The sequence below is a fragment of the Paenibacillus sp. FSL K6-0108 genome (assembly GCF_045040695.1).
GTDB classification, from domain to species: Bacteria; Bacillota; Bacilli; order Paenibacillales; family Paenibacillaceae; genus Paenibacillus; species Paenibacillus pabuli_B.
In genome coordinates, this window is sequence record NZ_CP150288.1 from 6,032,961 (window position 1) to 6,052,604 (window position 19,644).

General features: G+C 46.9%; 19 protein-coding genes, 1 rRNA gene and 1 other annotated feature. All 20 genes read right to left on the reverse strand.

Going from position 1 to position 19,644, the window contains the following annotated elements:
* Nucleotides 1-6: 6 nt before the first annotated feature.
* The 20 genes from MHB49_RS27450 to mreC all read right to left on the reverse strand — a co-directional run bounded on the left by MHB49_RS27450 (nucleotide 7) and on the right by mreC (nucleotide 19,599).
* Nucleotides 7-1,558 (reverse strand): 16S ribosomal RNA (locus tag MHB49_RS27450).
* A gap of 494 nt (nucleotides 1,559-2,052) precedes the next feature.
* Nucleotides 2,053-3,672 (reverse strand): LysM peptidoglycan-binding domain-containing protein, encoded by a 1,620-nt coding sequence (locus tag MHB49_RS27455; RefSeq protein WP_247899092.1) that lies wholly within the window; start codon nucleotides 3,670-3,672, stop codon nucleotides 2,053-2,055.
* A 194-nt stretch (nucleotides 3,673-3,866) separates the two neighbouring features.
* Nucleotides 3,867-4,751 (reverse strand): branched-chain-amino-acid transaminase, encoded by an 885-nt coding sequence (ilvE, locus tag MHB49_RS27460; RefSeq protein WP_247899093.1) that lies wholly within the window; start codon nucleotides 4,749-4,751, stop codon nucleotides 3,867-3,869.
* Between the two features lie 139 nt (nucleotides 4,752-4,890).
* A complete protein-coding gene (pheA, locus tag MHB49_RS27465; protein WP_247899094.1) occupies nucleotides 4,891-5,772 on the reverse strand; it encodes a prephenate dehydratase in 882 nt (293 codons plus the stop codon).
* A complete protein-coding gene (gene thrB, locus MHB49_RS27470; RefSeq protein ID WP_405153737.1) occupies nucleotides 5,769-6,737 on the reverse strand; it encodes a homoserine kinase in 969 nt (322 codons plus the stop codon). Before thrB ends, pheA begins: the two co-directional genes overlap by 4 nt.
* A complete protein-coding gene (gene thrC / locus MHB49_RS27475) occupies nucleotides 6,734-7,804 on the reverse strand; it encodes a threonine synthase (protein WP_405153738.1) in 1,071 nt (356 codons plus the stop codon). Before thrC ends, thrB begins: the two co-directional genes overlap by 4 nt.
* Before the next feature lie 128 nt (nucleotides 7,805-7,932).
* Nucleotides 7,933-9,219, reverse strand: coding sequence for a homoserine dehydrogenase (locus MHB49_RS27480; protein ID WP_405153739.1), 1,287 nt, complete (start codon nucleotides 9,217-9,219; stop codon nucleotides 7,933-7,935).
* Between the two features lie 97 nt (nucleotides 9,220-9,316).
* Nucleotides 9,317-9,754: an ACT domain-containing protein gene (locus MHB49_RS27485; protein ID WP_024633956.1), complete on the reverse strand. Its 438-nt coding sequence runs from the start codon at nucleotides 9,752-9,754 to the stop codon at nucleotides 9,317-9,319.
* A gap of 224 nt (nucleotides 9,755-9,978) precedes the next feature.
* Entirely contained in the window at nucleotides 9,979-11,289 is a 1,311-nt protein-coding gene (obgE, locus tag MHB49_RS27490; protein ID WP_405153740.1) for a GTPase ObgE, read from the reverse strand.
* Between the two features lie 17 nt (nucleotides 11,290-11,306).
* Nucleotides 11,307-12,104 carry a Spo0B domain-containing protein gene (locus tag MHB49_RS27495; protein ID WP_405153741.1) on the reverse strand — a complete coding sequence of 266 codons (798 nt, stop codon included), beginning with the start codon at nucleotides 12,102-12,104 and terminating at the stop codon, nucleotides 11,307-11,309.
* Nucleotides 12,105-12,195: 91 nt separating this feature from the next.
* Nucleotides 12,196-12,507, reverse strand: coding sequence for a 50S ribosomal protein L27 (gene rpmA, locus MHB49_RS27500; protein ID WP_024633959.1), 312 nt, complete (start codon nucleotides 12,505-12,507; stop codon nucleotides 12,196-12,198).
* Nucleotides 12,508-12,530: 23 nt separating this feature from the next.
* Nucleotides 12,531-12,860 carry a ribosomal-processing cysteine protease Prp gene (locus tag MHB49_RS27505; protein WP_079347324.1) on the reverse strand — a complete coding sequence of 110 codons (330 nt, stop codon included), beginning with the start codon at nucleotides 12,858-12,860 and terminating at the stop codon, nucleotides 12,531-12,533.
* Between the two features lie 13 nt (nucleotides 12,861-12,873).
* The gene (gene rplU / locus MHB49_RS27510; protein WP_062328098.1) at nucleotides 12,874-13,185 is read right to left on the reverse strand and encodes a 50S ribosomal protein L21; all 312 of its coding nucleotides are present in this window, start codon (nucleotides 13,183-13,185) and stop codon (nucleotides 12,874-12,876) included.
* A 14-nt stretch (nucleotides 13,186-13,199) separates the two neighbouring features.
* Nucleotides 13,200-13,284: a sequence feature (ribosomal protein L21 leader region), on the reverse strand.
* Between the two features lie 56 nt (nucleotides 13,285-13,340).
* Complete coding sequence (locus MHB49_RS27515; protein ID WP_405153742.1) at nucleotides 13,341-14,591, reverse strand: Rne/Rng family ribonuclease; 1,251 nt, start codon at nucleotides 14,589-14,591, stop codon at nucleotides 13,341-13,343.
* A gap of 105 nt (nucleotides 14,592-14,696) precedes the next feature.
* Nucleotides 14,697-15,557 carry a M50 family metallopeptidase gene (locus tag MHB49_RS27520; RefSeq protein ID WP_405153743.1) on the reverse strand — a complete coding sequence of 287 codons (861 nt, stop codon included), beginning with the start codon at nucleotides 15,555-15,557 and terminating at the stop codon, nucleotides 14,697-14,699.
* Nucleotides 15,550-16,434: a peptidoglycan DD-metalloendopeptidase family protein gene (locus MHB49_RS27525; RefSeq protein ID WP_405153744.1), complete on the reverse strand. Its 885-nt coding sequence runs from the start codon at nucleotides 16,432-16,434 to the stop codon at nucleotides 15,550-15,552. The genes MHB49_RS27520 and MHB49_RS27525 overlap by 8 nt, the downstream gene beginning before the upstream one ends.
* Nucleotides 16,435-16,659: 225 nt before the next feature.
* Nucleotides 16,660-17,454, reverse strand: a complete 795-nt coding sequence (gene minD, locus MHB49_RS27530; RefSeq protein ID WP_024633965.1) for a septum site-determining protein MinD — start codon at nucleotides 17,452-17,454, stop codon at nucleotides 16,660-16,662.
* A gap of 3 nt (nucleotides 17,455-17,457) precedes the next feature.
* A complete protein-coding gene (gene minC, locus MHB49_RS27535; protein ID WP_247899102.1) occupies nucleotides 17,458-18,120 on the reverse strand; it encodes a septum site-determining protein MinC in 663 nt (220 codons plus the stop codon).
* Between the two features lie 73 nt (nucleotides 18,121-18,193).
* On the reverse strand, nucleotides 18,194-18,727 hold the full coding sequence (gene mreD / locus MHB49_RS27540) for a rod shape-determining protein MreD (RefSeq protein WP_247899103.1): 534 nt from the start codon (nucleotides 18,725-18,727) through the stop codon (nucleotides 18,194-18,196).
* Complete coding sequence (gene mreC, locus MHB49_RS27545; RefSeq protein ID WP_405153745.1) at nucleotides 18,727-19,599, reverse strand: rod shape-determining protein MreC; 873 nt, start codon at nucleotides 19,597-19,599, stop codon at nucleotides 18,727-18,729. The genes mreD and mreC overlap by 1 nt, the downstream gene beginning before the upstream one ends.
* Nucleotides 19,600-19,644 lie beyond the last annotated feature (45 nt).

Here is a 19,644-nt window from a genome sequence, read left to right on the forward strand (position 1 = left end):
CCATAGAAAGGAGGTGATCCAGCCGCACCTTCCGATACGGCTACCTTGTTACGACTTCACCCCAATCATCTATCCCACCTTCGGCGGCTGGCTCCTTGCGGTTACCCCACCGACTTCGGGTGTTATAAACTCTCGTGGTGTGACGGGCGGTGTGTACAAGACCCGGGAACGTATTCACCGCGGCATGCTGATCCGCGATTACTAGCAATTCCGACTTCATGCAGGCGAGTTGCAGCCTGCAATCCGAACTGAGACCGGCTTTTTAGGATTAGCTCCACCTCGCGGCTTCGCAGCCCGTTGTACCGGCCATTGTAGTACGTGTGTAGCCCAGGTCATAAGGGGCATGATGATTTGACGTCATCCCCACCTTCCTCCGGTTTGTCACCGGCAGTCACCTTAGAGTGCCCATCCGAAATGCTGGCAACTAAGATCAAGGGTTGCGCTCGTTGCGGGACTTAACCCAACATCTCACGACACGAGCTGACGACAACCATGCACCACCTGTCTCCTCTGTCCCGAAGGAAAGGTACATCTCTGTACCGGTCAGAGGGATGTCAAGACCTGGTAAGGTTCTTCGCGTTGCTTCGAATTAAACCACATACTCCACTGCTTGTGCGGGTCCCCGTCAATTCCTTTGAGTTTCAGTCTTGCGACCGTACTCCCCAGGCGGAGTGCTTAATGTGTTAACTTCGGCACCAAGGGTATCGAAACCCCTAACACCTAGCACTCATCGTTTACGGCGTGGACTACCAGGGTATCTAATCCTGTTTGCTCCCCACGCTTTCGCGCCTCAGCGTCAGTTACAGCCCAGAGAGTCGCCTTCGCCACTGGTGTTCCTCCACATATCTACGCATTTCACCGCTACACGTGGAATTCCACTCTCCTCTTCTGCACTCAAGTCACCCAGTTTCCAGTGCGATCCGGGGTTGAGCCCCGGGATTAAACACCAGACTTAAATGACCGCCTGCGCGCGCTTTACGCCCAATAATTCCGGACAACGCTTGCCCCCTACGTATTACCGCGGCTGCTGGCACGTAGTTAGCCGGGGCTTTCTTCTCAGGTACCGTCACCTTGAGAGCAGTTACTCTCTCAAGCGTTCTTCCCTGGCAACAGAGCTTTACGATCCGAAAACCTTCATCACTCACGCGGCATTGCTCCGTCAGGCTTTCGCCCATTGCGGAAGATTCCCTACTGCTGCCTCCCGTAGGAGTCTGGGCCGTGTCTCAGTCCCAGTGTGGCCGATCACCCTCTCAGGTCGGCTACGCATCGTCGCCTTGGTGAGCCGTTACCCCACCAACTAGCTAATGCGCCGCAGGCCCATCCCCAAGTGACAGATTGCTCCGTCTTTCCAGTTTCCTTCAGGCGAAGAAAACAACTATTCGGTATTAGCTACCGTTTCCGGTAGTTGTCCCAAACTTGAGGGCAGGTTGCCTACGTGTTACTCACCCGTCCGCCGCTAACTATCAGAGAAGCAAGCTTCTCTTCAAGTCCGCTCGACTTGCATGTATTAGGCATGCCGCCAGCGTTCGTCCTGAGCCAGGATCAAACTCTCCAATAAAGTATTGAAAAGAGCGATAAGCTCATTTTGAATCTGACGAGATTAAAAATCTCATTTATGTTCCAGTTTTCATACAGCCAAATGGCATGTACCAAAAATTTTCACGTTCATCCTGCAAGCAGGATGATTACTCACTCGTTGTTCAGTTTTCAAAGATCAAACTTGTTTATGTTACTTTTTTTGTTGTCAGCGCTTTGTTTCAGCGGCGACTTAAATAATATATCACACTGACGAGACCAATGCAATAGTTTTTCTAAAAAAACATTTAATAGATTCTAACCTCTTGATACCTCTTCTAAAACGATAGTGAATTTAAGACACTGCTCCCCAACTATCACGTCCCATTCAGGTGCTTCTTAATCTGCTACAGAACCTTTCAAGCGCATCAATTTTATACGTTTGTATATTCCGCTGCTCCCATACAAAACTCAGAAGGTCGGCTCTACTCAGAGTCGACCTTCTGAAGATTAACGATATTTAGTTACTTTACAGTGTTATTGTTGTATCCAGGGGTTTCTACGCTTTTTGTTATCACGTTTAGTGCTTATCCCTGTGCGCGCTCTTGTTTGTTTCCCGGATACAGATACTTTCGATTTGGATTTGGAAGCTGGTTTGGATGTTCTGCGTTTCGCGGTTCCTGTTTTGGCTGCTTGTTTAGGATTCGCTTCAAGATTGAACTCAGCCTCATTCTCTGTAGAGGATTGGCTTAAGTTAGCCTCGTCACGTCCGCCCTTTTTACCTTCCCCCTTGCCTTGTGGAGGATATATTTCACCAAATGCCCCCAACGGAGACGGCGGCACCATGTTCTGAGTAGGGTATGGATTCTGATATGCATACTCCAATGGCTGATTAGGCATCATCGATGTAGTCATTTCAGGTTGTACCCCATAAGGATTGTATGTGCCCCATGCTGGGTTCTGGTAGTTATGTGAGGGATATGCGTATTGTTGGTTGGGCATATGATGGTTGCCACATCCGCATGGCGGATATGGAAGCATCGAGTAAGGAGAAATATTAGGCGGCTGGTGGTTCATATGCTCATTGGCTGCAAATGGAGGAAATGGACTATTCACCTGAGCTGCTGGAGCGATCGGATATGAATAGTTCTGCATCTCAGCAGATACGTTCGGCATAACGTTGTTATGATTATACTCTGTGCCGGTCCATGGCGTATTCGATGTATTACCTATGGAATACGGACTTACTTCAGGTATACCTGGGAATGTAGTATTGTTAATCGCTCCAACTGTATACATGTTTTGTGGAGAGGTATATACCTCTTGTGCGGGTACAGGAACCTGGGCGTACGGATGCTCAACAGGAGCATGAAGCATTTTACTACCGCAACCACATGGTGCCTTGGTTGCAGACGCCACTTCTGTAGGCCATGTCGTGTTGTTAGGTATTACAGGTAAAGGCATGACTTCAGGTGAAAGATTAGGCATCGTATATGTCGGGGCTTCAGTTATCGGTTTTACTTGCACTTCCGATTTGACGTCTTCTTTTTTGTATGTTTCCTTCTGCGGCTCTTCTTCAGAAATTTCAGGTAACTGTGGTAACACTTCCACTTCCGGCTTGATATTAGGTATGACCGGGTTTGCAGGTTCAGGAGCCTGAACTAAATTAGATACTTCAGGTACAGGTGCTGCTTCAGGTACTGGAACTGCCGGTACAACTGGAGCCGTTTCTTCTTTAACTCCCGTGTACTCCTTCCCTTCAGGCGACAGTTTTTCATGAGCAATATTGGATGAAGCATCATTCTCAGAAGCCCCATTTCCCGGTGCACTCGCTGATGGGATGTACACGGTCTCCCCTACTAGAAGAGCATTAGGGTTTTTCAATTGTGGGTTCGCATTAATCATATCTTTTAACGGAACTCCCCAAGCCTGTGACAACTTCCACAATGAATCTCCTTGCTGAACTTTATGGCTGTGCAACATGCCTTCCGGCTTTGGTGTTACAGGTTCCGCAGGAATTTTGACCTTCATACCAATCTCCAACTTGTCGGGATCAGCAATTTGCGGATTAGCTGCGATAATTTTGTCCAACGCTACATTATATTTTTGGGACAGCAGATATAATGTGTCGCCTTTTTTCACCATGTGTATTTTCACTTGGAACTAACCTCCTAGACGTGATACTTGGGCAGTGCATTCGCCCATACCGTTACTACATCCTATGCAGAAATTGGGCCAATGACATCAACTAAGCAAAAAAAATCCTTCCCGCCCCAAAAATCGCATACTCCAGGTATGCTGAGATTCTGAGACAAGAAGGATTTCCTGCTTCACTATTCAGTCTGTTCTATTTAATCTTCCCAAACTTTGTAACCGTCTTTGTCGACAATTTGACGGAACGCTTCCAGCAGTCTCAAGGTTACAGGACCTGCGACGCCCGTTCCAATCGTTCTGCCGTCAACCTCACAAGCAGCAATAACTTCCGCAGCTGTTCCAGTGAAGAAGACTTCGTCGGCAATATACACATCATGTAGCGTAAATGGAACTTCTTTTAATTCAAGATCCAGCTCACCGCACAGATCGATAATGGCCTGACGTGTAATTCCTTCCAGCGCGCCAAGATAGCAAGGTGGCGTATAAACTACACCATTTTTAACAATAAAGATGTTATCACTGGAACCTTCAGTAACATATCCTTGGGAGTTCAGCATAATTGCTTCACCAGCATTTGAATAGTTAGACTGAATTTTAACGAGGATGTTATTTAGATAATTCAATGATTTAATTTTTGGATTCAATGCGTCCGGGATGTTCCGGCGCTGGGATACAGATACGGCTTTGAGCCCGGTAAGATACGCTTCCTCCGGATAGATCGCCAATTGCTCTACAATAATGATAACGGATGCTTTAGGGCAGCGCAGAGGATCAAGACCCAAATTACCAGGTCCGCGTGAAACGATCAGACGAATATAACCGTTACGCATATCATTGCGACGTACCGTTTCAGCCATCACTTCCAGCATCTCATCATAAGACAGCGGAATGTTCAGACTGATGGATTTGGCTGAATCGTACAAACGATCCAAATGCGCTTTGCATCTGAAAATGTTACCGTTATAAATCCGAATACCTTCGAAAATACCGTCTCCATACAAAAATCCATGATCATATACCGAAACGGTTGCGTTCTCCTTGGTCACATATTGACCATCCAAATAAATCCATTGTTCTGACACCGATGACTGCACCTCCATAAAATTTCCATTCCCAGATTCCGAAACTACATTTATCTCGTTCATTGTACAACAAATGACAAGCTATTTCTTGCTCATTTTACCCAGTCTTATGACAACCTTCAACATTGTACGCCCGGATTCAGGTCGTTTTAAGCGAAGGATATGTATAACACGGATAGCTGCCAAGAACGCGCACCTGACAATTCAATGCCTCAATCTCAGCCATCGCTGCGGTAAGCAATACCGAATCTGCACTTTCCTCTACATCAATGTAAAAATAATAACTCCCCAACCTTTTTTTCGTTGGACGAGATTCCAGTCGGGTCAAATTCAGCTTCCGCCAGGCAAAAGCCGACAGCACCTGATGCAATGCACCCGGTGCATCTTCAGGCAATGTAACCAGCAGACTGGTTTTCACATGATCAGGCTCTCGTGGAATCTGAACAGGCTCATGGCCTATCAGCACAAAACGAGTATAGTTGTTATCATGGTCGGTAACCCGTTCAGCCATAATATCCAAACCATGCTTCTGTGCAGCCAGTCTTGTGCCAATCGCAGCCCAACCTTTTCCAGGGTTTTTTTTCACAATTTCTACAGCTTCCGCTGTACTGTTTACACCCTCAAGGTCTGCTCCAGGTGAATGCAGGCGAATAAAATTCTGGCACTGCGGAATCGCTACGGGATGGGACATGATCTTCGTAATTTTACCGAAATCATATTCACCACTCTCTGTCCTGAACTCGGATCCATGCCCAATGACATTCTGGATGGATGGATAAACCCATTCTGCTTGCATCGGAATATCCACTTCATTAACCAGCCAGTCCATATGCAAACTAACGGAGCCTTCAATCGTATTCTCGATGGGTATAACACTGTATTGGGACTTCCCACTATCCGTAGCCCGGAAAACATCAGAAATCAGCTTGGAATGAAGCAATTCCAAAGGCTCCCCATTAAACAGAAAATCTACGGCTTCATGGGAAACTGAACCTTCAGGTAATACTGCAATTCGTTTCATGCGTTAACTTCCCCTTTAACTCTGTCCATAAATGGACTTTCATCTTGATCAGGCAGTACGGTAACACCGTTCAGGTCCGGATCCAGCCACAATGCAGATGCAGTGATGCCTTCACGGCTCATCGTATCTATCAAATATTGCTCTAGTTCAAGCTTGCGAGTATCATGACGGTCTACCATCGTCAAAAGGGTAGGTCCCGCTCCACTCAATGCAGCCCCCAAGGCTCCATGACTGACTGCGTGTTCCAGGATCTCAGCCATTCCGGGTACCAATGATGCCCTGTAGGGTTGATGAATCCGGTCAGACATCGCCTTTTGAATCATGTCCAATCTCCCACTTGCCAAAGCCGCAACGAGTAAGGATGATCTGCTTATGTTGTGAATGACATCAGACTTGTCAAACTGCTGTGGAATTACATTTCTTGCTTTCGAAGTGGACAACTCGAAGTCCGGTACGATGACCAAAGTCTGCAAATCCTGATGCGGCTCAATGCGAATATGGTCTACCCGACTGCCATCCCACGCTGCTGTAATGATACCCCCATATAGTGAGGCCCCTACATTATCCGGATGTTTCTCCAGCGACGTAGCCATATCCAAAAGTTTGGAATCAGATAAAGGAGTGCCAATTAAAACATTAGCAGCAGCCAACGCGCCCACGATGGCGGATGCACTGCTTCCCAGTCCCCGAGTAAGCGGAATATCGGAATACATGGAAATCTCCAGCTCTGGCACGGAGATTCCGGCTTCGCTGAATACCATCTGTGCGACTTCATATATCAAATTGGATTTATCTGTTGGCAAGCCTGTCAGATGATCTCCATGTAAATGGAATGTTGTCTGTTCAGCCGGTTTCATCTCAAGCCATGCATACAGAGACAATGCCATGCCCAGGGTATCAAACCCTGGACCCAGATTGGCTGTACTTGCAGGTACCTTTACAGTTACCTTTTTCTGCAAACTCATACGGATTGCTGCTCCAGCTGTGCAATTGCCGCCATAACCGCTTCTTCGGAATCTTCCACAACAAGCGGCTCAGTCGCTACCGTTTTGATTGCAATATTAGGATCTTTGAGACCATGTCCTGTCAGTACGCAAACTACAGTCTCTCCGCCTTTAAAATACCCTTCACTCTTCAGTTTATATACACCAGCAACAGATGCAGCGGATGCTGGTTCAGCAAAAATCCCTTCACGAGCGGCGATCGTACGATATGCTGTCAGAATTTCTTCATCAGTAACATAGTTAATCTGTCCGCCAGACTCCTCAGCTGCAGCTACAGCGGTTTTCCAGCTTGCCGGATTACCAATCCGAATAGCTGTTGCTACAGTTTCAGGCTCAAGGATCGGTTCACCTTTGACAATCGCCATGGCGCCTTCCGCTTCAAAACCGACCATACGAGGCAGGGAGTTTGATTTGCCTGCTTCTTTATACTCTTTGAACCCTTTCCAGTAAGCCGAGATGTTTCCTGCGTTACCCACTGGAATTGCGAGTACATCAGGTGCTTGACCAAGCTGTTCAATAACTTCAAATGCAGCCGTTTTCTGTCCTTCAATCCGGAACGGATTCACGGAGTTCACGAGCGTAATTGGATGTTTGGCAGTAATTTCACGCACAATTTCCAATGCACGGTCAAAGTTGCCATTAATCGCAATCACCTTAGCTCCATAAATCATGGCTTGAGCTAGTTTACCCAGCGCAATGTTGTTATTCGGGATCAAAACGATACAGTTCAGACCAGCACGAGCCGCATACGCTGCTGCTGCCGCCGAAGTGTTACCTGTCGATGCACACATGATCGTACGGCTGCCTTCTTCCACTGCTTTGGCAACAGCCATAACCATGCCACGGTCTTTAAATGATCCGGTCGGATTCAGACCTTCATATTTGAAATATAAATTCAATCCGAGTTCCTCGGACAGATTCTCCGCATGAACCAGAGGGGTGTTTCCTTCGTGAAGTGTAAGCAGCGGCGTGTTTTCATTAACCGGAAGGTGCTCTCTATACGTTTGCAGTAATCCTTGATATCTCATTGTGGGTAAACTCCTTTGTCGTTAATAATCCGAATATGATTAATATGATTGCATACATCTATATGGTTAAACGTGTACCTTAAACCTGGACCTAGACTTGAAATCTCAAACCGGAATTTTGGGACGTATTATCCTTCCACCCGATACACACTCTTAATGCGACGAATGACGGCAAGGGATTCAAAGTGTTTCAATACTTTATCCATGCTTGCCTTGCTGGCGTTATGTGTAACGATGATGATCTCAGCATCCGGGTTGTGCTCGTTCGGCTGTTGCACAACGGAAGCGAGGCTGACTTCGTATTCAGCGAAGATTTGTGTGATTTGCGCCAGTACCCCTGCCTTGTCATCCACATGCAGCAAAATAAAGTTTTTCGACATAATGTGCTCATCACTTTGCAGGCGCTTCTGTTTATAAGGCACAATCGCTTTGAGACCATTCACACCCAGCTTCAGGTTTTTGATCACAGCCACGATATCCGCTACTACAGAAGTTGCCGTCGGAAGCTCGCCTGCGCCCGCACCGTAGAACATCGTCTCACCCACAGCTTCGCCATGTACATACACTGCGTTGAACACCCCATTGACGGATGCAATCGGATGATTCTGTCTTACCATCGTCGGCTGAACGCTAATGGTGATCTCATCATCCCGACGATCTGCGATACCCAGTAGCTTCATCTCGTAACCTAGTCTTTTGGCATACGTAATATCGTCACGTGTTACAGATGTAATCCCCTTAACAGCTACATCTTTCAGTTCCACATTGGTACGGAAGCCCAAAGTACCCAGAATCGCCATTTTGCGAGCTGCATCGAGTCCTTCGACATCCGAAGTCGGATCAGTTTCTGCATATCCGAGTGCTTGAGCCTCTGCAAGAACCTCTTCATACGAGGCGCCTTCCTGGCTCATTTTGGTCAAAATAAAGTTCGTTGTTCCGTTCACAATCCCCATAATGCGTGTAATCCGGTCGGATGAGAAGCCTTCAATCAGTGTGCGGATGATCGGAATGCCTCCGGCAACACTCGCTTCATAGAATACATCACATTGCTTTTCCTGTGCCTTGGCCAAGATCTCGGAACCGTGCAGAGCCATTAAATCCTTGTTCGCGGTTACGATATGCTTGCCCCGCTCCAGTGCTTCAAGAATATACTCTTTGGTCTGATCAATGCCACCCATAACTTCCACGATAACATCAATATCCGGGTGACGAATGACTTCCCATGGATCTTCAGTGAGCTTCGCACGGTCTACAGCAATAACACGATCCTTCTCTGTATTCTTCACTGCAATTTTCTCAATGATGATTGGTGATCCAACCTGACTGCTCAGATCCTCCTGATTTCCTTCCACGATGCGAACGACCCCAGTCCCCACCGTTCCCAGACCCAACAATCCCACTTTTACCGGTTTCACTAACGATCTCCCCCCAATGTCTTTCTTTCTCCTTCACCCCTGTACAATTTGTACCATACATGCAACTTATTTCTGAACGTTTTACAAAAACGTCTAATTAACCTTGACCTACGATGCGCGTGCGTCGAACCCCGGGCATATCCTGCATGCGATCGAGCATTTCTCCGATTTCTCCATGAAGATGCGACGTCTCCACTGAAATGACAACGTTGGCTCTTCCCTGGAGCGGGATACTTTGATTAATAGTGAGCACGTTGGCTCCATAACCGGCTACATGTCCGAGCACACGAGACAATATTCCTGACTGATGCTCCAAATCAATGGAGATCGTTACAATTCTCTCCCGTTCAAGCTGATTGATCAAATGGATACCATCCTTGTACTTATAAAAGGCACTTCGGCTTAATCCAACCTGTTCAACCGCCTCATGAACTGTTTTGACATCCCCGGAAGCCAGCAGTTCTTTTACCTGCATGGTCTTCACAACCGCCTCTGGCAAAATGTCTTCCCGTACTAAGTAATAGCGTTCATTCACAGAACGTCCTCTCCTCAAAGACTCATGTTTTCATATAGTGGACATTATAAAGGATCTATTCCAAAAGGGCAATACATTACATGTCTATTTTTGAAAAACTATTCCTAACCGTATACAAGTTTATCCTACGCGCAGGTAAGGGAAGATAAAAAAACGCAGAGCAGCGGGGTATCCCACTTCTCTGCGTTTTGTTTTAGCCTGTCTGTATACGGTGGCCTGCTATCTTAATAATAGCTGCTGCCTTCCACAAATTCGAACTCAAAATCGCCAATGCGCACAATGGTGCCTTCTTCAGCTCCGCGTTTACGCAGTTCGGCATCCACACCCATATGTCGCAATGTACGCGCCAATTTGAGAATAGCTTCATGCGAATTCAGCTGCATTCGTTTCATCATACGTTCAATCTTGGCACTTTCAACAACGAAGATTTCATTCTCCCGCACAATACGGAAGCCTTCGTCCTCTTTTTTGTCCAGGCTGTACACTTTACGTTCGGATAAGTCTGCGACTTCTTCAACCACTGGCTCGTCCGGAATTTGATCGAGCAGATCAGCCGCACGATACAAAAGCTCTTGAATCCCTTTCCGTGTCAGAGATGAAATAGGCATAACTTCAATATCCGGTTGAACTTCACGAGCCTTCTGCAAAAATTGTTCCAGATTAGCTTCGGAATCCGGCATGTCCATTTTATTAGCTGCTACAACCTGTGGTCTTTCAGCGAGTACAGGATTGTACAATTTCAGTTCCTCGTTGATTTTCTGCCAGTCTTCGAAGGGATCGCGTCCTTCAGAACCCGACATGTCAACGACATGAATGATAATACGTGTACGCTCTACGTGACGCAAGAACTCATGTCCAAGCCCAATACCTTCGTGAGCACCTTCAATCAGGCCCGGCAAGTCGGCCATAACAAAGCTGCGACCTTCACTCACACCAACAACACCCAGGTTAGGCGTAATGGTTGTAAAATGATATGCTCCAATCTTAGGCTTGGCTGCCGAAACAACAGACAACAGCGTAGATTTTCCGACACTCGGGAAACCAACCAAACCGACATCTGCCATGACCTTAAGCTCAAGTACGATGTAACGTTCTTCGCCCTCTTCACCATTTTCGGCCAGTTCTGGCGCTGGATTGTTAGGCGTGGCAAAACGAATGTTTCCCCGTCCGCCTCGACCACCTCGAGCAACGACAACCTGTTGACCATGACGTGTCAAATCAGCCAGCACTTCTCCACTGTCTTCATCCAAAATCACAGTTCCTGGTGGAATACGTACAATCATGTTCTCAGCGTTTGCGCCATGCTGACTTTTATTGCGTCCCTTCTCACCACGAGGGGCCTTGAAGTGACGCTGGTAACGGAAATCCATCAACGTACGCAGGCCTTCATCCACACGGAAAATGATGTCGGCTCCTCTGCCTCCATCCCCCCCGGCAGGTCCGCCGTTCGGTACATACTTCTCACGACGAAACGAAATAATTCCGTCCCCTCCGTCTCCGGCTTTTACGTAAATCTTAGCTTTATCTACAAACATTGGTTAACCCCTTCTTCCTATATTCCGCAAGGCATTCTGAATTGTATAAACGTATCCTCAGACGGAAGCTGCTCCGTTCTGACTTTTTTTCCTTTGAGTACGGCATTGAGCTGCCGTAATGTTTCCGGATCGGGTGTTTGATCCCCATCCAGCCGGACAACTACATCTCCGTGATCCTGTCCGAAATTCAAGGTCAGTTTGCGAACCTCTCCCCAAGACGACCGGCCGCCGCCATATTGATAGGCTCGAATCGCATCGGCAATCGCCCCCGTAAGCGACTCGCCATCCTCGGGAGAGACCAGAGCACTAAGCTGCAACTCTTCCTCTACAACCACGTGCAATTCCAGAGCGACTCCACTGGCCCGGAAAGATTGGAGATAAAATACGAGTGAAGGAATACCCAATCTGGAGATTCGGCTTTCTTCGTTAACCCGCTCTACTATTCTTTCCACACATTGCACTGATTTATCAAGTTTGCCTAGCCGAAGATATCCATACAACACCTGAAGGTCGTTCATCCAATCATGCCTATGATGATTTAATGATGCAATTGCTGTCTTTTCCATAGATTGTATGATGGTTCTGCGTTCCGCCTCTGCCTGTCTCTTCATCACGTTCACAGAAACAAAAAGCACCGCGACGGACCACAATGCGTACACAGCAATTGCAATAACAGCTGGATACAGCATAACGAAAACCAAAGGAATCAGAAGTGAACATGCCGCAATCCACGGCACTCTTTTCCAAGATTTCATGGCTTCTCCCCGTTCTACAAAACTCGGTTGGTTAATTCCCACCGTATCCAAGTATAACATGTCTTTTCTGCCAGTTCATTATCGAAATAACCTATAAATACAAAAAGCCTCCGGCAAAAATGCCGAAGGCTCCTTAGGCGGAATGCCGATATTATGCTTCTACTGCAGCTGCTACTGGAGCAACATTCACAGGGTAGATGCTTACTTTTTTACGATCGCGTCCCCAACGTTCGAATTTCACAACGCCGTCAACTTTCGCAAACAAAGTGTCATCTTTACCGATACCCACGTTAGTACCTGGGTGAATTTTCGTACCGCGTTGGCGAACGAGAATGCTACCACCAGTTACTGTTTGTCCGTCAGCACGTTTAACGCCAAGGCGTTGTGCGTTACTGTCACGACCATTCTTCGTGGAACCTACACCTTTTTTCGATGCGAATAACTGAAGATTTAATTTCAACATGATTGGTTGTCCTCCTTCTTTAATTATTTGACTTGCTCTATCTGAATATACTTTCCGTATGACTCTGCAATATCAGTGAGCATAAGCACCATGGATTCGAGCAGCAATTGTACCTGGGACCAGGTTCCGTCTTTCTCCAACACCGGTAAAGAAGCGCTTAAAAAGCCATTCTTCATCTTGGCGTCCATTTCGACACCAGTCAATGTTTCGATCGAGTTCACCGTACCTACTGTAACAGCGGATACCCCGGCACATACGATGTCTTCTCCTCGCTTGGCAAAATTAGCATGCCCTTTGATGGAGAAACGATCGATGCTCCCGTCATCATTACGAAAGACTTGAACGATAATCACTTATCGCACCTTCTTACGCTTTGATTGCTTCGATAGTTACTTTTGTATACGGTTGACGGTGACCTTGCTTCACATGGTAGTTCTTTTTAGGTTTGTATTTGTATACAACAACCTTTTGTCCTTTGCCATGTTTCTCCACTTTAGCCGTTACAGTTGCTCCGGAAACCAATGGTGTACCTGCTGTCAAACCTTGATCGTTAGATACAGCCAGGACACGGTCGAACGTTACGCTTTCGCCATCGTTCGCAGTCAATTTCTCGATGAACAGAACATCGCCCTCTTGGACTTTGTACTGTTTGCCACCTGTTTCAATAATTGCGTACATTTGCCTTGCACCTCCTCATGTCTCAGACTCGCCCGGTCTCAGGTGACAGTGTCCTTGCGGAACTGTTCTTGTACCCGGCCAGTGCGGTTACAGCATGTGCAAGACCAATAGGCTAAACACATACCTGATGATTATACCACCAACTATACTAAAAATCAATGCAAAGGCGAAATATATCTTTTACCTGTCCCATGACAGGAAGAACACGGCTCCACGTAAGGGAGCGTGCTCTCCTCCCGTACCTTCTTACGGGTAAGTTCGAGCAAGCCCAGCTTGGTCCAACCTATGACAAAAGCCTTGGTTCGATCCTTCTTGAGTTCATTTTCCAGCGTTGCCGCAACTTCATGCCGATTCATCGCTTGCTCCATATCAATGAAGTCCACAATGATCATGCCGCCGATATCCCGAAGACGCATTAAACGGGCGATCTCAACCGCTGCCTGCATGTTCGTCTCCGTTACTGTCTCTTCCAGACTGTCGCCGCCTGCTCCCGTGTACTTGCCTGTATTGACATCAACTACAGTGAGTGCCTCGGTATGATCAATGACAATATATCCGCCTCCAGGCAGCCATACCTTGCGGGCAAAATCCTTATTCAACTGCTCCTGCACTTGATAAGCAGCAAAAATCGATTCTTCTCCCCTGTACACCTGTACTTTAGGTTGATGGCCTGGACAGATTTCCTCCAGCAAAGCACTCAATTCACGAGCTTGTACATCATTATCCGTAATCACTTCATCGATGCCAGGCGTATACACATCACGAATGATCCGCTGAACCATACTATGATCCCGGTGCAGCAGGCTTGGTGAAGGCAAACTATCCGCTTTTTCACGAATCAGACGCCAGTGCTCACGTAATGTTTCCAGGTCGGCCTGAATGGCTTCCCTCTGTTCCTCTGCGGATACGGTTCGTATGATAAGCCCCTCTTCGTCCCGTCTCAGTTGTTCACCCAGGATCTTGAGGCGGGATCGATCCCCCTCACGGGCAATTTTCTTGGAGACAGCTACATAATCCGCTAAAGGCATGTAGACAAGCCAGCGGCCCGGCAGCGAATAATGAGTCGTCACCCGGGCTCCTTTGCTTCCTACTGGCTCCTTCAGGACCTGAACGATTACATCTTGACCTGGACGAAGCAGCTCCGCGATCGAGGGCTTCACTTTGGGTTGTTTCTCCAGATTGGGATGCAATACATCGTCCACATACAGAAAAGCATTCTTTTTCTGACCGATATCCACAAAAGCAGCTTGCATACCTGGTAACACGTTCACTACCCGTCCTTTGAAATACGAACCCAGCAGTCCACGCTCGCGTGTACGCTCTGCCATGAATTCTACAGCTTTGCCTTCTTCCAGAAGCGCCATTTGCATGAGGTTATGTTCATTATGTACAATCATTTGTTTCATGGCTTCACCTCTAGAAGACAATTCAATTCATCCACATCCATTCTATATCTTCGCCATACTCATTGTACATGTATTAACCAAATTCAGGACAGATCCATCAAGATGTTATAACTTATCCGTATCTTGTTTGAAATAAGAACCGATGATTCGCTGCTCAGGCAAAACGGCCATGATTCTTCCCTGTCTATTCATCACATATATCATATGGTATCTTTCTCTCTTTAATAGACGCAAAATAGTCTCCAAAGGTTTCGCCGGAAATGAGATTATCGGCTGCGCCAAACTGCCTGCAGCTGCATGTCGGGTGAATGCACCTTCACGATTCATCAGAAATCGGATAAATCGGTAGGGAATATTTCGGTAATCGATCACATTGGAGTAGAACAGAAAAATCCCGATCAGCAGGATATTTAACGGCAGCCCGTAATCGCCTATAAACCAACGACCAATAGCAACCAAAATCACCCCTGCGCTGCACAGAATGCTGATTCTGTAGGTCCACATCAATGTTGTATAGTAGGGAGCAGCAAGACTGACAAGTGCCTGTACAATTTTACCTCCGTCCAGTGGCAGCACGGGCAGCAGGTTAAATAGGGCAATTAACAGATTCCCCTGTATAATATAATCCAAAAATATCGGGTCTCCCAGGCCCCCGTACTTCAGCAACAAAACAACTCCAACCATGAGCATATTTTGAAAAGGACCTGCCAAAGCGATAATGATCTCCCGACGGGCTGTAATATTTCCGGCGTCCTCAATAACGGCGACGCCACCAAAAGGAAGCATCTGTATCGAAAGGACACGGCAGCCCAGAAGGGCTGCCGCTGCAGCATGTCCACATTCATGAATAAAAACGATAGCAAAAAGTGTGATGAGTTCGATAAAGTTCCCGGTCAACAGGGAAGCCATCATGATAATCACAAAAAAAGGATGAAACGAGATCCGTACCCCCCACAACCTAATCAAGGGCAACCACTTCCGCTGGGTCTACGTACTGCTCGCCCTCTTTTACAGCGAAATATAATGTGGCAGGTTGATCATCTCCTGTCTCCTTTAGGCTGCCGACAGCGTCCCCCGCTTCTACCCAATCATTCATCTGGACTTCACTCTCGTTCAAGCGTCCATATATGGCTGTGACTTGGCCAGAGTGCTGGATGACAACCGTAGTTCCATTTTCGGGATCATCCAATACTTGAAGTACTCGTCCAGTACCTGAGCTGACAACTTGAACGAGTCCTGTACTGCCAGCTTCGGGAACAATTTCAATGCCTTTCATACTCATTGCAAAAGGCTGAACGACCGTTCCCGAGATCGGTTTGCCCAGCAGATGCCGAATCCCCGACCCGTTCACAGGATCCGTGGTATGTTCAAGAACAGGCAGGAATGATGGGGTTCCGCCAAAATGTCTCTCATACCATGCAGCGGCATAGGCAAAATCCATATCCCGGTGCAGCACATCAGCGATTACGGTTTTGGCAGGTGCCGTCCATGACGTGTTCAACTGGAACATTCCCCAGATGCCGCCAAATAATAAAACACTAACCACCGTTCGTCCCACGAATGACTTCATCAGACTGAAGCGTGGGTAGCCACCAGGACCATAATGCCCGTTCTCTTTTTTCCACAGCCATTCTGGGTCTCTTTCCTGTTCTACCAGTGAAGATCTTGCTGTTCGTAGATTTTCTTGTATATCCATAGCCGAGAACGGATTACGTTGCGCAGATGTACGCTTATCGGATATCGGGACCGATTCTCGCTGCTGCATCATTTCTTCCGTAGCACCATCCATTAATCGCCGAATGCGCTCTTCTCTTCTCTGCTTGATTCTGAGTTTCGTATTCATGGAATGTCCTCCCGCCGAGGCTTGTTTACTACATCCTATGAGGGGCTTGTTCATAATATGAACATGCTTCGGCTGGAAGCAAAAATAACCCCACAACGTGGAGTCCTCCTTTTAGACGCATATCCTGTTCTAGATAAGATACCTTTAATGAAATGCTTCATCATATTCAAAAAGCCGGGCTTGAGGGCCACGGCTGTCAAACATGATTGTGATGAGAAGAGCAAGTTAACCCATTCCAAAAAATTTCTTGAAGCGTGAGAAAGCACCCTTTTTTTGCTCCAATTGCATCAAGGGAACGGTATCTCCCAGAATACGACGAGCAATATTACGATAGGCAATGGCCGCAAGTGAATCCGGATTCATTACTGTAGGCTCTCCCGAGTTGGCTGCCTTAATGACAAGCTCATCATCAGGAACGATCCCGATCAGATCAATGTTAAGTACTTGTAAAATGCCGTCAATGTCGAGCATATCGCCTGATTTAACCATATTGTTACGGATTCGGTTCACGACCAGTTTTGGTGATTGAATGTGTGAGCTCTCCAGCAAACCAATGACACGGTCCGCATCACGGACAGCCGCATTTTCAGGTGTAGTGACCACAATTGCCTGGTCAGCTCCTGCAACCGCATTTTTGAACCCCTGCTCAATTCCGGCTGGACAATCAATAATGACGTATTCAAAATCTTTTTTCAATTCGAGGATAATGTCCTTCACCTGTTCCGGTGACACAGAGTTCTTATCTCTCGTTTGTGCTGCAGGCAGCATATATAATTCTTCAAAACGCTTATCTTTGACCAAAGCCTGATTCAGTCGGCAGCGGCCGTCTGCAACGTCACACAGATCATAAATGATCCGGTTTTCGAGTCCCATCACGACATCCAGATTGCGAAGGCCGATATCGGTATCTACCAGACAAACCTTTTTGCCGAGCAGCGCCAGCGCTGTCCCGATGTTTGCCGAGGTGGTTGTTTTACCCACGCCGCCTTTACCCGAAGTGATCACGATCGCCTCTCCCATGAGCTACACTCCTTTAAACACATTAAAATCTCGGCGCAACCGAACGATATTGCTCATCTTGTCGATCTGCATCTGATTATCCTGTAAATAAGCAAATTCCATTCCGGTCTCTCGGCTTTCCCACTCATCAGGGGGACGACTGATGATGTCAGCGATCCGCAGCTGCGTTGGCGCAAACACCGATGCAGCAATAATTGAATCTTCGTCCCCGCCAATCCCAGCGTGAGCCATGCCTCTTAGTGAACCCAAAACATATATATCTCCGGTACACGTTACTGTGCCCCCCGGATTGATATCTCCAAGAAACAGTAGATTCCCTTCATGATGAAGCACCTGACCCGAACGTACCATGCCACACATGGTCACAATCGGCGGCGGCCCTTTAATCTCCGGTTTAAGGGCTGGTGTGTCGATGGAGCGAATAAGCAAATTCCCTTTTTGTTTCAGTATATCAAGAATTGCTTCTTTCTGGTCCTCCGTCACTTCCCTGCTGCCCAGTTTGATATCCACATGAACAATCGGTCCGGTCAAAATATTTTGATGGCTGTGTTCCAGCTTATAGCGGAGCTCATAGAGCAATTCCTCGAATTCACATTGATCGTCCAACAGGAAAACCAGGCCGTCTCGGATGCCTTTAATCGTTACGTGATTCGATTTTACCGTCATAAGCCTGTCCCTCCCATCTCATTACATTTCGTGCCCGGGTCCCCAAGTTCCTGCTTCTCACTCCAAAAATGGTTTAAGCAGCTTCTTGTGCTTTGCTCTTTCTCTTACCAATCCGCTCAAGTTGTTTCCGAAGAGGAACATAAATGATCAGCGCGAACACAAAATGAATGAACAAATTGGGAATCATGTATTCAAGCAAAGCCCAGTCAAATGTAACGTGATTAAGTTGGAAGAGCTTGTAAAGAAAGAATAACATGGTGTCATTAAGCAGACTTCCCAAAAGGACGACGGAAACCATCACTGGCAGTGGTGCACGCGGCGCTTGAAAAATAAGTCCCATCATATATGCCGATAATCCCATAGAGAATCCGTATGGTCCAATCATTTCGCCGTAGAATACGACGTCGTGCAATAGTCCAAATAATATGCCAAGCACCAACGCCGTGTGCCGATGATGATATACAGCGATAAACAAAATCACGATGTAAACCAGATTGGCAGAAATGCGCATTTGCCAGCCCGAAGGAATGAGCAGCGGAAGGATCGTTCCTTCAACAATGAACAAAACGAACAGTAACAGGAATAAGACTTGCTTGCGCGTTATCATTATTCTTTTACCTCAGGCGGGATAATCACAATCAGCTCTTTCCAGTCCAGAAAACTTGCATATGGCTTAATTGTAGCTGTTTTTGTTAACCCATATTCGCTTTTCTCAACACTCTTCACTTCCCCGATTCGCATGTACTTCGGAAAGTTATTGATGATCCCGGAAGAGATGATTTCATCACCCTTTTTGATATCTGAATCTTCAGAAATCTTGGTCATTTTGAGCATGCCAGTCTTCGGATCATAACTCTCGATCATGCCAAACACTTTTTCTTTACCAACCGCTGTAGCTGCAATGGCATTGGAAGTAGGATCATTCGCATCCATGGATGTTAACAGATTAACCGTTGACGTGTATGAACTGACATGACTGACCACCCCAACCAGCCCCTCCTGCGAAGTAACAGCCATCCCGGCCTTGATTCCCGCATTTTCACCAATGTCGATATTAATCGTTCTGCTGTTCGGGTCGGAGTTGGCACTGATGACTTGAGCAATTCGTGAACCGTAGTTATACCGATTCTTTTGTTCCTCGGTAAAATTGAGCGCTTTCTGGAGCTGTTCATTCACTTGCTCCATATCATTGTACTTCAGCCGATCACGGGTATAGTGACCCATCGCAATACGAAGCTCTTCATTTTCTTGATATACCGTACGCATGTTCGCCAAATCTTTGAAAAAGCCCGCTACAGAAGAAGCGGGCTTGTAAAATACGTATTGTACAAATCCGACTGAATCCTTCAGGAATTTCTCCGGCCAGGATAGAGCGGTTCGCGGACCGAGCGTAAAGCCCATTAACGCGATAAATGTAACAAGGCCCACCAGCAAAACAAAAAGTCTTTTGTTACCCAGCAGTTTAAACAGTTCGACCACCCTCTAACATCCATTATTCTCTTCCGAGCCATGCCCGGCGGGGAG